The sequence below is a fragment of the Synechococcus sp. WC101 genome, assembly GCF_047461555.1.
GTDB lineage: Bacteria > Cyanobacteriota > Cyanobacteriia > Thermostichales > Thermostichaceae > Thermostichus.
In genome coordinates this window covers 1-13,455 of record NZ_JANSHG010000057.1, presented here as the reverse complement: position 1 = coordinate 13,455, position 13,455 = coordinate 1, and the positions used below count along the sequence as shown (strand labels likewise).

7 protein-coding genes, 1 tRNA gene and 1 pseudogene are annotated in these 13,455 nt (G+C 62.9%); 2 read left to right on the top strand and 7 right to left on the bottom strand.

Annotation, left to right across the window (positions count from 1 at the left end; genetic code table 11):
• Positions 1-331: pseudogene (locus tag NW809_RS05665) on the top strand (glycoside hydrolase); the annotation flags it as partial.
• 99 nt (positions 332-430) lie between these two features.
• Here NW809_RS05665 and NW809_RS05660 read toward each other — a convergent pair.
• Positions 431-504: transfer RNA gene (locus NW809_RS05660), tRNA-Pro, on the bottom strand.
• A 115-nt stretch (positions 505-619) separates the two neighbouring features.
• Between NW809_RS05660 and NW809_RS05655 the strand changes: the two genes are divergently transcribed.
• On the top strand, positions 620-1,081 hold the full coding sequence (locus NW809_RS05655; RefSeq protein ID WP_011430790.1) for an HHL1-like protein: 462 nt from the start codon (positions 620-622) through the stop codon (positions 1,079-1,081).
• Here NW809_RS05655 and NW809_RS05650 read toward each other — a convergent pair.
• From NW809_RS05650 to NW809_RS05625, 6 genes are all read right to left on the bottom strand, one after another.
• Entirely contained in the window at positions 1,078-1,989 is a 912-nt protein-coding gene (locus NW809_RS05650; protein WP_011430789.1) for an alpha/beta fold hydrolase, read from the bottom strand. The genes NW809_RS05655 and NW809_RS05650 overlap by 4 nt on opposite strands.
• Before the next feature lie 136 nt (positions 1,990-2,125).
• A complete protein-coding gene (locus tag NW809_RS05645) occupies positions 2,126-3,757 on the bottom strand; it encodes an alpha-D-glucose phosphate-specific phosphoglucomutase (RefSeq protein ID WP_099883769.1) in 1,632 nt (543 codons plus the stop codon).
• A gap of 77 nt (positions 3,758-3,834) precedes the next feature.
• The gene (locus NW809_RS05640; RefSeq protein ID WP_414401703.1) at positions 3,835-8,607 is read right to left on the bottom strand and encodes an alpha-2-macroglobulin family protein; all 4,773 of its coding nucleotides are present in this window, start codon (positions 8,605-8,607) and stop codon (positions 3,835-3,837) included.
• Between the two features lie 51 nt (positions 8,608-8,658).
• Positions 8,659-9,885, bottom strand: coding sequence for a type II secretion system F family protein (locus tag NW809_RS05635; RefSeq protein WP_414401702.1), 1,227 nt, complete (start codon positions 9,883-9,885; stop codon positions 8,659-8,661).
• A gap of 157 nt (positions 9,886-10,042) precedes the next feature.
• Positions 10,043-11,185 (bottom strand): type IV pilus twitching motility protein PilT, encoded by a 1,143-nt coding sequence (locus NW809_RS05630; protein WP_414401701.1) that lies wholly within the window; start codon positions 11,183-11,185, stop codon positions 10,043-10,045.
• Positions 11,186-11,345: 160 nt separating this feature from the next.
• Positions 11,346-13,406 carry a GspE/PulE family protein gene (locus NW809_RS05625; RefSeq protein WP_414401700.1) on the bottom strand — a complete coding sequence of 687 codons (2,061 nt, stop codon included), beginning with the start codon at positions 13,404-13,406 and terminating at the stop codon, positions 11,346-11,348.
• Between the last annotated feature and the right edge of the window lie 49 nt (positions 13,407-13,455).

Sequence of the window (13,455 nt, the reverse complement as noted above, 5' to 3'; positions counted from 1 at the left end):
CTTGCAGCGGGGGATGTGGCACCTTGCCCACGATTTTGAGCCGGAGAGCTTTGGCGAACAGCTCCACAACCTGGAGGAGTGGCTAAAACTAGCTGACGATCTGCGCCTGCCCATCAACCTGGATCGCCTCCAGGAGCTCTACCTGCTGGGTCTGGAACGGCAGAGAGAACTTCAACTGCATCTGGCTGAAGGGAGCGCGAGCGGCCCAACCCACCTTCGAGAAGAAGGCCAGGAGATCCCTGGCGAAACCTTGCGCCGCCTCTTCCAGCTTGGGCAGCGGCTCCGCGTTAACGTCAACGCCTGGCTGCGTCACCTACAACCCCACCAGTGATCTGAGTGCCGCAGGCTGCGCTTTTGCCCCTCTGCTGCCCAAGGGGAAGAGGGCCTTAGGCTCGAAGGATGGCCGTTGCCCCGCATTTTCCTGAATCTATCGGGATGACAGGATTCGAACCTGCGACCCCTTCGTCCCGAACGAAGTGCGCTACCAAGCTGCGCTACATCCCGAGGAGCAATCCAAATCCAAGGCTTTGTAAGTATAGCATGCCATGCATGGCATCTTCCCGCGGGCGGGAGTCGTTCTGCGCTAAGCTATGGGGATCCACCGTTGCCCTACTGGAGTATGAGTCAGCCCAAGGGTTTCAGCCAATCCAAGCCAGAGAAGAAACCGGCCAAGGCCAACACGGCCAAGCGCAAGGAAGCCGCCAAACGCTACGATGAGCTGAAAGCCAAGGGGATGCCGGAGTTCGCCATTTTTGCCCGGCGCCGCCAAGCTGAGCCCGGCAAACCCAACCCCTGGCTGCCCGTGGGATCCCTGGCGGTCAGTCGCTCCAGCGCCATCCACCAGGCCATCTTCCAAAACGAGGAAGAGCTCAAAAAAGCAGCCGTCCGCCTCTTTCCCCGTCTTAGCAAAGTCAAAGACGAGCTGGAGTTTGGCTTTCGCCTTAAGGACAAAGAGTTTCAAGACGAGCCCATTCAGGTGGCAGTTCGGCCCCAGCCTTCGCCCCTTCAGAGCTGGATAGACAGGGTGCGCAAGTGGCTGGGCCTGGGCAAAAGAACTACCCAAGCCTCCAAGAAAGGCTAAGCCGTGGCAAAGGCTTTGGGTAGCCAGCTCAAAATCAAGGGGTTGACAATCTCTGGGCGCTCGTCGTGGGGGCAATGGCCCGTATCGGGAAGAGGGAAAAATTGGTAGTCGATCCCCTGCACATGGTTTTGAAAGCCGCGACCCCGCTGAATAGGCGTCCAGGGATCCCGTTCCCCCCAAATCACCAGCAGCGGACAGCGCACCTGGGGCAGCAACGCTTCCGGCGTAGGGCCAGGGGGAGCCGTGAGAACAGCGGCAAACACCTGCTGCGCTCCCGGCTCACAGGAAGGGGCGTAGAGGATCTCCACCAGCTCGTCAGTGATGGCGGCAGGGTTGCAGTACACCTGTTTCAGAGTGGCGCGGATCCGCTGCCGCTGCCGCACCCAATCAAACAGAAGGGGCCCCGTGACCGGCGAGGCCACCAGAGCAGTGAAGGTGGCCATGAAAAGGCGGGCCAGCGGGCTGAGCTCGTGGGAGCGGTGGTTGAGACCGCCGGCACAGTTGAGCAGCACGGCTCCAGCAACAAGCTGGGGATAGCGGGCAGCCATGAGCAAGCTGAGCAAGGCGCCGATAGAGTTGCCGATGAACACCGCCGGCTGCCGCACATGCTGCCGCCAAAAATCCGCCAGCAGCTCGGCCCACAGCTCCAGACTGTAGGCAAGGGCCGGCTTGGCCGAGCCGCCAAACCCCAGCAAATCCAAAGCATAGACCCGGTATCCCGCCGCCGCTAGCACAGGGATGTTGTGCCGCCAGTGGCCAATGGAGGCCCCAAAGCCATGCACCAAAATCAGTGGGGAGCCAGATCCCTGGACGACGTAGCGAATGGCGTGACCCCGCCAGCTCCAGGTTTGGGGAGCAAAAGGGGCAATGGGATCGGCTGCCAAACTCGCAGGAGGAGCAGTGAACACAGACAGAAAAAAGATGTGGAGGCGTTGTGGAAGGGTCCCCACCTCCTCATCCTACCGCCACTCTCGAGCGTCTTTCTCTGCCGGCCATTGCCCCCAATCCCTCCCCCTAGAGAGATCTAGCTTCTCGGCAGAACTCTCAGGTGATCACATCCGGCTGCTGCCGACCGGTGCGGGCGCGGATCTGGGCGAAGTGATCCGCCAGTTGGATCAGCTCGGCCAGGGCCACCTGGGGATCCAGGCCGTGCCGGCTGGGATCCGGCTCAAACCGCTCCAAGTACACCCGCAGGGTGGCCCCGTGGGTGCCGGTGCCGGAAAGGCGGTAGACGATGCGGGAGCCGTCCTCAAAGCCGATGCGGATCCCCTGGTTGCGGCTGGTGCTGCCGTCCACGGGATCGGTGTAGCTGAAGTCATCGGCATAGGCTACTGTTTGGGAGCCAAAGCGCTGCCCCACCCAGCTTGCCACGGAGCGCCGCAAGTGCTCCATCAGCTCCTCGGCCACCTCCACCGGTAGCCCCTCGTAGTCGTGGCGGGAGTAGAAGTTGCGCCCGTAGGTGCGCCAGTGGTCTTCCACAATCTGCCGCACCGACTGGCGCCGCACGGCGAGGATGTTGAGCCAAAAGAGGACAGCCCAGAGGCCGTCTTTTTCCCGGATGTGGTGGGAGCCGGTGCCGAAGCTCTCCTCGCCGCAGAGGGTAACTTTGCCGGCATCCAGGAGGTTGCCAAAAAACTTCCAGCCGGTAGGCGTCTCGTAGCAAGGGATCCCCAGCTTGGCCGCCACCCGGTCTGCTGCCTGGCTGGTGGGCATGGAGCGGGCGATCCCCGCCAGCCCCTCCCGGTAGCCGGGCACCCGGTGGGCGTTGGCGGCCAACACCGCCAGGCTGTCGCTGGGGGTCACGTAGAAGCGGCGGCCCAGGATCATGTTGCGATCCCCATCCCCGTCGGAGGCGGCGCCGAAATCCGGCCCATCTTCTCGAAACAGCAGCTCCACCAGGGCGCGGGCATGCACCAGGTTGGGATCCGGGCGGCCGCCGCCAAAGTCCGGCAGCGGCTGGCCGTTGAGGACGCTGCCCTGGGGCGCCCCTAGAGCTCCCTCCAGGATGGCGTGGGCATAGGGGCCGGTGACGGCGTGCATGGCGTCGAAAGCGATGCGAACCCCGGAGGCCAGGTAGTCGCGGATGGCGTCGAAATCAAACAGGCGCTGCATTAGGCCTAGATAGTCGGCCACCGGGTCGATGACGGAAACCGTCAGGGATCCCAGCCGCTGCTCCCCCAGGCGATCCAGGTCCACATCCGGGGCTTGCAGGATGCGGTACTCCCGGATCTGCTGGGTGCGGGCGTAGATGGCCTCGGTCACCTTCTCCGGGGCAGGGCCGCCGTTGCCGATGTTGTACTTGATACCGAAGTCTCCCTGGGGGCCGCCGGGGTTGTGGCTGGCGGAGAGGATGATGCCGCCGTAGGCCCCGTATTTGCGAATTAAGCAGGAAACCGCTGGCGTGGAGAGGATCCCCCCCCGGCCCAGCAGTACTCGCCCGATGCCGTTGGCTGCTGCCATCTTGAGCAGGATCTGGATGGCTTCCCGGTTGTAGTAGCGGCCGTCTCCGCCCACCACCAGGGTTTGGCCGGCGGATCCCTCGAGGACGTCAAAGGTGGATTGGATGAAGTTCTCCAGGTAGTGGGGCTGCTGGAACACCTGCACCGGCTTGCGCAGGCCGGAGGTGCCCGGCTTTTGGTCGGGAAAAGGGATGGTGGCCACGGTGCGCAGGATCATAGGCTGCCCAACTCTGCTCGCCCCTCTACTATCTCATCGTTGGGGCCTCTAGGGAGGATCCCTGGGCAGCTTCAAGCTCAGGGCAGGACTTTGAGCGCCTGGCCAGCGCTGCGGCCATAGCGGCTGGGATCGTACATCTCCTCGACAAGGGCAGGGGCCACCTGGAATTGGCCAGGGATCTCCGGACGGAAGAGATAGACAAACTCATGGCGACCCTGCTTGAGCTCGGTGCTGAAAAAGGCCACGCGGTCATCCCGATTCTCTTGGCGGGTCCAAAACCAGTCCCACCAGTAGTCTGGGGCCAAGCCGGTGAACTCTCGCGGATCCTGGGAGGTGATCTCGGCGCCGCTGGGCAGGGGATCCTCGACCACCACGTAGTGGCTGTCCCGCTCGGCTTCCACCGTCAACCGGGCCAGGAGGATTTCTCCGGCCCTTACTGTGTCGCCAGGGCGCAGCGGCTGCTCTCGGTAGCGGATCTCCCCGTTGGGTTGGAGCTGGGGCTGTAGGCGGAAGTAGCTGCGGCTCACCGCAAAGCCTTGGGCTTGAGAGGGCAGAGGGTTGGGGACGAAGGCTTCTCCCCTCAAGCTGTAGTAAAGGGGGCCGGGGCCGGACTTTTCCAGGCGCAGGCTGCTCAGGTTCCCCACTTCTGCGTCAGCCCAATCCAGCCCATAGCGGGGATCCCCAGCGCCGGCCTGCCAGCGACCGAGAAGGGATCCGGTTGTCCCATCCAACACCCGCACCTCGCCGGGGCTGGGAAGCTGCTGCTGCTGGGCCTGGTAGTAGGCAGATAGGCCGAGGAGAGCATCGGCGGTGGCTTTGGTGGTGCGCCAGCGGTTGTTTTGCCGCTGCTGGAGAAGGGCCTCGGCAATCTGGGCAGCCCGGTCATCCTGCAGCCGAACGGCCAATTGCAGTAGGGGGCCGGCCACCTCCATGTCGTCGTAGGTGGAGCGCTCTTGGGTCGCACGAGTTGGAGCAGCCGGGATAAACCAGCGCCCTTGGGGATCCTGTTGCCGCCGCTCCAGAACCTCATCCAGGGCTGCCTGGGCAAGATCCCTCTGGCCCAGTTGCAGGGCGGCCAGCCCTCGGTAGGCCAGGCCAAAGGTGGAGAGCCGCTCCGGCGGCGGCAGGTCGGCAGTCACCAAGGCGGGATCCCAGAGGGCCAGGCTGTAGGCGACAAAAGCCTGCAGATCCGGGGAGAGGGCTTGTGGCTGGGCCAGTTGAGCGGCCAGATAGTCCAAGGCCTGCCGCACCTGCCACTCTTTGAGGGCATAGCCAGCAGCTTGGGCAAGATGATATCCCTGCAGGATGTATCCGGTCAGATAGGGATTGCTCCGGTCATGGTCCCACCAGCCCCAGCCCCCATCGTAGTTCTGGGATCCCTCCAGCCGCTGCAAGCCGGATCGAAGCACTCGAGGCAGCCGCTCCAGGGTTTGCGAGCGCAGGTTCAAGCCCAACTGCTTGCTGACTTGGGTGACGGCTAGGGCGGGCAAGAAGCGACTCAGGGTTTGCTCGGTGCAGCCGTAGGGGAACTTCACCAGGTAATCCAGCGGCCCCAGCAGGGTTGCTGCCGGGCTAGCGGCCAGTTCCAGGTGAAGCTGCCGGGATCCCGGCACCCAGGTGGCGGGCCAATCCAGCGGCAACTCCAGACTGCCAGACTCCCCTTCACGCAAGCCAGACGGGGTTCCCAGTTGGCCCACTTGGGAGAAGCGATGCGCCGCCCCAAAGGGCTGGCTGGGGATCTGCAGTTGCAATGCATCTTTCAGCCCATTCCCTTCCGCCCAGACCCGCAGAGAGGTATCTCCGGCCCCCAGAACCTGGAGAGGCCATTCCACCCGCCCCGCTCCTTGGGCCGGTACGGTGAGGCGTTGTCGTTCCGGGCCTTGCAATTTCAAGATCCCACCGGCAGGAACAGGAACTTCCAGCCGCACCTCCACCGCTTGGGCTTGACCCGTGCGGTTTTGCACAATGGCCGCCAAGGTGAGCTGATCCCCCACCCGGAAAAAGCGGGGAGCGGCCAAGCGCACCAACAGGTCTTTGCTAACCGAGACCGTGGCAAGAGCGGATCCCACCTGGGTGTCGGCAGTGGCAGCGCGGGCGGTCAAGCGCCAGGTGGTCAGGTTGTCGGGCCAACGCACCTGTACCTGAGCCAGGCCATCGGCGTTGGTGACCAGATCCGGGAACCAGGCGGCGGTATCGCGAAAGTCTTCCCGCACTTGGCCGGCCAGCTTGTCAGCACCGCCGGGATATTGCTGAGGGAAAGAGGTAGTGGTGGTAACTTGGTTGCCCTGGCGTCCGTAGAAGAAGCGGCGAATATCCGGGGTGAAGTCGGGTCGCAATAGGTAGAGGGCATTGTCCACAATCCCCAGACCCACCTCGGCGCTCACCGGCTGCCCTTGGGCATTGCGGGTGCGGATTTGAATTCGGGCCGTCTCCCCCGGCTGGTAGGTGGGCTTATCCGTCTGCAGCTCCACCTGCAAAAAGCGATCCAGCGGCGAGACCCGCAGCAGCGCCTCGTTCTGGTACAGCCGCCGCTCTGGGCCAACGACAGTGGCGGTGACGTAGAGGTTGGGGCGATACTCCTCCCGGATGGGCAGGCGCAGGGTGGCCGTATGCCCCTGCAGGCGCAGCAGTTGTACCTGGTGCAGCCGGGATCCCTCCAGGCCCACCAGCACCGGCAGATCCGGCAGCGGCGAGGCGATCAGGATCTGGGCCTCTTCCCCCACTTCGTAGATCTGGCGATCCGCCACCACCTCCAGGCTGGGCAGGGATCCCCAGCTTTGCAGGGGGCTGCCCGGCTCCACCACCCAGAGAGAGGCGACCTCCTGCACGCGACGGCGGCGGGGATCCCATGCCGTCAACCGCACCCGGTAGTCTCCCGGCTCCAGGTCGGCGGGCAGGTGGAGGTCGAGGCTGCCTTCCCCGTTGACAATCTGAAAAGGTTGCCGCAGCAGGGTATCTTGCCGTTGGTAGGTGCTGCTCTTGGGATCCCAGCGCCAGCGCTCCAGGCTCAACTCTCCGGTGGTGCTGACGGGGCGGCCATCGTAATCGCGGGCTTGCAGCCGGTAGGTGAGGGTATCCCCCGGAGCGGGCAGGTGGCGGTCGGCCTCGGCAAAGAGGGCAAATTCGCCAGCTGTTACCCAGGCCCGCGCCGTTCCGGTCACGGTGCGACGGCTGATGTCGGTCACCTCCACCTCGATGCGCAACTGCTGCACCTCTTGGGGGCCCCAGTAGCTGTCTTCTTCCCAGTTGAGATCCTGCAGCAGGCGATCCAGGCGAAACTCCGCCCGCCCTTGGGCATCCGTCACCCCTTCTCCTTCCGCCACCAACTGGCCGTAGCCGCCGTAGTAGCCCTGCTCCTCTCCCAGGTCGTCGGCGAAATAGTCTTCCTCGGCAGAACGGGGCAACAGCCCATAGCGCAGGCTCCAGTCGGGGCTGCTGTAAACTCGGTAGCGGAGCTGGGCAGCGGCCACCGGCGCGCCGAAAAGATACTCGGCCTCCACCTGCACCTTCAGGGATCCCCCCCGCACCAGCCAAGGTCGGTCGGGCACCACCGCCACCTCAAACTCCGGCTTGCGGTAGGCTTCCACCTGAAAAGAGGTGTATTCGCGGCTGGATCCCTGCGGCCCTGACACCTGCCACTCCAGGCCGTAGCTGCCCAGGGACGCTTCTTCTGGCAGTTGAAACTCCCCATGGACACTGCCAAAAGCATTGGTGGCCAGGGTTTGTTCGCTCAACACATCCCCGTTGGGGGCCGTAAGGGTCAGTTGCACTGCTTGTCCTGGGGGGGGCGGCGTGAGGCGGGCTTGCTCTCGCACCAGGGCGCGGAAATAGACGGTTTGGCCAGGACGGTAGAGGGGACGATCCGTGTAGGCGTAGATCCGGTGGGGTTGGTTCCAGCCATAGGCATAGCTGCGGGACAAAGCCTGCAGGGTGTTGTCGGCACTGCGGCCATAGACCACCAGGGAAGAACCCTCTCTCGCCGGCAGGCCAAAGCGGGCCAGCCCCTCTGCATCGGTGGTGGCCGTCAAGGGATCCCCCCACTCCCCAAAAACTTGGATCTGGATCCCCGGCAGAGGACGCAATTCCTGCAAATGCACCGCCTGCACCACCAACTGGCTGGCATCCTGTTTCTGGATTAGGCCCAGGTCGCTTACCAAAAGCCACTCCTCAGAACGGGGCAAAGGTGCACTCGGGTTCAGCGGCTCCTGTCCTTCCGCCTCCAGCCAGTAGGCCCCCGGCGGCAGGATCCCCAGATCCAAGGTGCGGGTCACCTCTTCTCCCCCCAGCGGCTGCTGCCAACGGCGCAGCAGCTCTCCTCGCAGGGTGGAATACAAATCCGGATCCAGGGATCCGTAGCCGAGGGCCAAATTCCGCAAGCGAGGGGATCCCTCCAGATCGGCCAGGGAAAAGCGGTAAACGGCAAACTGCACCGCCCTCAAGCCACTGGCCCTCCACTCCAGCCGCGCCGGCTCGGCGGTCGTGAACACCTGGCTGGTGCTGTAGAGGTAGAGGCTGGGGGGCAGAAGCTGCGGGCGCAGGAGAGGAGCAGAAGCTACTGACCCTTCCCGCACCTGCACAGGCCTCTCGCTGAAGACGGTTTCCAGGCCGGATCCCCGCACCGTCACCCGGTATTCCCCAACGGGCAATTGATCCAAGCGATACTCGCCCTCCGCAGACGGGCTGACGCTGCGGCTCACCGGGCCGGCGGCAATCACCTGGACGTTCCCCGGCGCCACCCCTGCCGGCAGCTCCACCCGCCCCGTCAGGGATCCCGTCGGCTGTTCGGAAAGCAAAACTGCCAGCCCCACCCCCAACAACAGCACCAGGGCCGCCAACCATCGCCTCAGCATGGGATCCCTTCCTCCTCCCTATGTGTCCTGGTTGCCCTGGGGACGGGGTCGCTACTTCACCAGCTCGAACACGTTGAACATGGGCAGGTACATGGCCACAATGATGAAGCCCACGATAACACCCACGAACAAAATCATCAAAGGCTCAAGCAAGCTGGTCAGGGCGCGCACTGCCTCCTCCACTTCCAGCTCGTAGAAGTCGGCTGTCTTCATCAGCATCGCGTCCAGCTCCCCCGTCTCCTCGCCGACGCTGATCATCTGAATGGCCATCAGGGGAAACACCTTGGCCTTAGCTAGGGCAGGGGCAATCTGCCCTCCCTCTGAGATGGATTGGCGGGCGGCGTCGATGGCGTTGGCCACCACCTGGTTGCCTGAGGTGTCCCGCACAATTTCCAAGGCAGTCAGCACCGGCACGCCAGAGCGGGTGAGAGCGCCAAAGGTGCGGCAGAAGCGAGCCACCGCCGACTTCTGGATCAGATCCCCGAAGAGAGGGAGCTTGAGGGCCAGCGCGTCGATGGTCTCCTTGCCGGCGGGGGTGCGATAAAAGCGGCGGAAGGCAAAGAAGACCGCCACCAGAAAGCCCACCAGGCCCAAGCTGTACTGGGGTGTGCGCAGGAACTTGCTGACGTTGATGAAAAACTGGGTAAAGCCGGGCAGCTCCCCACCCAAGTCGTTGTAGATGCTCTCAAACGTGGGCAAGATAAAGAGCACCATGCCCAAAAAGATTAAGACGGCCAAGATGGTCACCACCACCGGGTAGGTCATGGCCGATTTAATTTGCTTCTGCAGGCGATCCATGTCCTCCAGCAGCTTGGCCAAGCGGTTGAGCACCTCGTCGAGCACGCCGCCCACCTCCCCCGCCTGCACCATGCTGCAGTAGAGGCTGTCGAAAGCATCTGGATAAGGGCGGATGGAGTCGGAGAGGTTTTTCCCCGCCTCCACCTCCGCTCGGATAGCCCGCAGGTACTTTTTGAGTTTGGGGTTGCCGGTTTGCTCCTCCATGATGGTGAGAGAGCGCACCATCGACACGCCGGCGTTGATCAAGGCAGCAAATTGCCGCGAGAACACCGCCTTGTCCCGAATGTCGATGGATCCCAGCATCGAGAAATCAAAAGAGGTCTCCAGCGAGAAAAAGGGCTTTTCTTCCTGAATGTCCTCTGGCTTGGCAAAAACGCCCTCTCGGCGCAGCCGTGCACGCGCCTCGGTCAAGTTGTTGGCCACCACCGTCAGGCGTACCGGCTGACCGGCCTTTAACCCCCGAACCTTGTAGCGCGGCATGGCTTACCCCTGCTTGAATGCTTGCTAAAACTCCGGAGTGGGATCCCTTGGCTCAGTCTTGCAACCTCAGCCAAACCGCCACTCTCCCCCAGCTAGAGCTTAGCTACAGATGAGGCCGGCGGCCAGAGGTTGGCGGGGAACTTCCAGGCAGGGATCTCTAGCGACGGACAGTAACCGCTGCTGGCCGCTGCTGCTGAACTGCCGCGGCTGGGGAAGGCCCGGCAACGTTGCCCAAAAGCCGCTGCAACTCCTCAGGACGAGAGGTCTTGGACATGGCCGTCTCGAAGTCAATCTTGCCCTGCAGGTAGAGGTTGGCCAGATCCTGCTCCAGGGTTTTCATGCCCTGCTTGCCGCCCGTCTGGATGGCCGAGTAGATCTGGGCCGTCTTGCCCTCCCGAATCAGGTTGGCAATGGCCGGCGTCACCACCATGATCTCTTGCACCAGCACCCGGCCTGGCTCCCCTGGCTTGGGGTTGAGGCGGCGGGCCAAAGTTTGCGAGAAGACGGCCTTGAGAGAGTTAGAAAGCTGCACGCGAATCTGCTGCTGTTGCTCCGGCGGGAACACGTCCACCAGGCGATCCACCGTCTGGGCGGCAGAGCTGGTGTGGACCGTGGCAAAGCAGAGGTGGCCGGTCTCGGCGGCGGTGATGGCCAACTGGATGGTTTCCAGATCCCGCATCTCCCCGATCAGGATCACATCCGGATCTTCCCGCATCGCCGCCCGCAGGGCATTGGCAAAGCTCTTGGTGTCTTCGCCCAACTGCCGCTGGTGGATGATGCTGCGGATGGGAGTGTAGATGTACTCGATGGGATCCTCGATGGTGAGGATGTGCTCGGCCCGCTCGCGGTTGATGAAGTCGATGATAGCGGCCAAAGTGGTGGACTTGCCGGATCCCGTGGGGCCGGTCACCAACACCAGGCCCCGAGGCAGACGGGCCATCTCCTTACACACATCCGGCAGGCCCAGCTTGTCGATGTTGGGGATCTCAGAGGCCAGCGCCCGCATGGCGCAGGCGTAGGTGCCGCGATCCCGGTAGACGTTGACGCGGAAGCGCCCGATCCCGCGCACGCCGTAGGAGCAGTCCAACTCCCAGTTCTGCTCCAGGTGTTTGCGCTGGGTGTTGTTCAACATGCTGAAAATGAGCCGCTGCACCTCCTCAGGGGTGAGGGGCTCGTGCTCGGTTGGCTGGAGTTCGCCATTGATGCGGAAATAGGGGGGCAAACCGGCTGAGATGTGGATGTCAGAACCGCCCCTGCGGACGATTTCTTCCATCAGGTCTTCGATCATGAGTTGTGGCATAGGGCTGGTGTCTCCAATCGGTAAGCTGAGTCAGGCTGGGTTCGACCTAGGAGTTGTCGATGAAAAACCCTTCTAAAGCCGGGCTAGAGGCAACCCTCCAGGACTCGTATAGGACTGTTATAATCAGCACCTTGGCGGCGTCAAGAGCCAGGCGCCTTGCCTAAAACTTCGGCGTCAGGCAGTAGGGGCAATCCATCCAGTCTACCTGCAGGGCGGCGCCACAGTTGCGGCAGGTGCTAAGGGCCTTGGCACGGGCCTTCAGCTCCGTTTCCAAACCCTTGTCGGTGAGGATAACCCGATCTACCTCCTCCAGCGTGGTCAGGCCCTGCTTTACCAGCATCAAGCTGTAGGCGAGCAGGGTTTTCATGCCGCTTTCGACAGCGGCTTCCTTGATGACCTCCGTGGGAGCCCCCTTGTTGATCAACTCGGCCAGGCGGTCGTTCATGCGCATGAACTCGTACACCCCCACGCGGCCTTTGTAGCCCACGCCCCCACACTTCTCGCAGATGGGCTTGCCGGTGGCCTTGCGCTGCTCCACTTCTTTGGGGGAGAGCTTGTTGGCTTTGTAGAAGGTGAGCTGCTCGCCGTCGCCACTGAGGGTAAGGCCATAGCGGGCCAGCTCCTCCGGCGTGGGGTGGTAGGGGATCCGACACTCGGTACATACCCGACGCATCAAGCGCTGGGCCAGCACCCCCAACAGCGAGCTGGAGATCATGAACGGCTCGATCCCCATCTCCGTCAGACGGGCGATGGCACCGGGGGCATCGTTGGTGTGCAGGGTGGTCAACACCAGGTGGCCGGTGAGGGAGGCTTCGATGGCGGTTTTGGCCGTCTCGTGGTCGCGGGTTTCCCCCACCAGGATCACATCCGGGTCTTGCCGCAAGAAAGCGCGCAGGATCATGGCAAAGTCCATGCCCTTTTCGCGGATCACCTGCACCTGGGTGATCCCCGGCAGGGAGTATTCGATGGGATCCTCGGCGGTGCTGATGTTGATGCCGGGATCGTTCACTTCTGCCAGCGCCGAGTAGAGGGTGGTGGTTTTCCCGGATCCGGTGGGCCCGGTTACCAAGATCAGGCCAAAGGGTCGCCTCACAACCTCCTTGAAGCTGGCCAGGGTCTCTGGGTCGGTGATCAGCTTGTCCAGGCCGAGCTGGGTGGCGGAGTTGTCCAGAATCCGCAGCACGATCTTCTCCCCGTAGCGGGAGGGCAGGGTGCTGACGCGGAAATCCACCTTGCGCCCCTTGAAGACGCGGCGAATCCGCCCGTCCTGGGGCAAGCGCCGCTCGGCAATGTTCAGGTTGGACATGATCTTGAAGCGAGCGGTGAGGGCGGGGACGATCTTCTTGGGAAAGTTTTCAAAAGCCTGCCGCAGCACCCCATCTTTGCGGAAGCGGATGCGCAGGTATTCTTCTTGTGGCTCGATGTGGATGTCGGACGCCCCATCCTGCAGGGCCTTGACCAGGATCTGGTTGGACAGTTTAATAATCGGGGCATCATCTGCCGATTTGAGCTGCTGCTCCAGGGATCCCTCGCCAGCCTCATCGACGGCGACATCCTCGATGCTGTCCAGATCGAGCTCGGCGATGTTGACCACCACCTCTTCTTCCTCTTGGACAGGGGCAGCCGCGTCGTTGATGCCCTTGATGGTCAGCAGCTCCGCCTGGGCATCCATGTAGCGGTTGATCAGGGCGTCGAAATCCCGCTGGGTGAAGACCCGCCGCTGCAGCTTCAGCCCCTGGATGCGGAAGCGCCGCTGGATGTCGTCCAGCGCCTGCAGGTTGTCCGGCCTGACCATCGCCACCAGCACTTGGTTGTCTTGGCGGCGGATGGGCAAGAACTTGTAGCGGTTGCAGATGTCGAGAGGCAAGAGCGAGTCGATGAGCCCGATCATCTCCGAGATCTCCACCGGCTCCAAATCGATGTCGAGGGGGGGGATCCCGTAGATGATTTTCAGCTCAAAGAGCTGCTGCCGCTTGTAGGCCCGCTCCAGGTCAGGGGTGATCTCTTTGCCGACAATCTCTTTGACCACCAGGGCTAGGGCCTTGCTGCCCCCTTCGCGATCGGCTTTGAGGGCGTTTTGGATGTCCTGGATTTGCTTATCGTCGGCAAAGCCCAGCTCTTTGAGCTTGCGGCCGAAAGGAGTGATGCTGACGTTGGCAATGGCCAGGGCTTTGCTGGCCGCAACGTTGCGACGGGTTAGAGGAGTAGGAAGGTCATTCATGCTGCCGGGCCACCCAGGATGTATTCACATAATGACTGCAGTTAACCGC

What these genes read in the sequence shown, in the direction of transcription:
- NW809_RS05645 (WP_099883769.1), bottom strand. Translation starts at nt 3,757, where the DNA reads ATGATCCTGCGCACCGTGGCCACCATCCCTTTTCCCGACCAAAAGCCG.
- NW809_RS05630 (WP_414401701.1), bottom strand. Translation starts at nt 11,185, where the DNA reads ATGCCACAACTCATGATCGAAGACCTGATGGAAGAAATCGTCCGCAGG.
- NW809_RS05635 (WP_414401702.1), bottom strand. Translation starts at nt 9,885, where the DNA reads ATGCCGCGCTACAAGGTTCGGGGGTTAAAGGCCGGTCAGCCGGTACGC.
- NW809_RS05640 (WP_414401703.1), bottom strand. Translation starts at nt 8,607, where the DNA reads ATGCTGAGGCGATGGTTGGCGGCCCTGGTGCTGTTGTTGGGGGTGGGG.
- NW809_RS05655 (WP_011430790.1), top strand. Translation starts at nt 620, where the DNA reads ATGAGTCAGCCCAAGGGTTTCAGCCAATCCAAGCCAGAGAAGAAACCG.
- NW809_RS05625 (WP_414401700.1), bottom strand. Translation starts at nt 13,406, where the DNA reads ATGAATGACCTTCCTACTCCTCTAACCCGTCGCAACGTTGCGGCCAGC.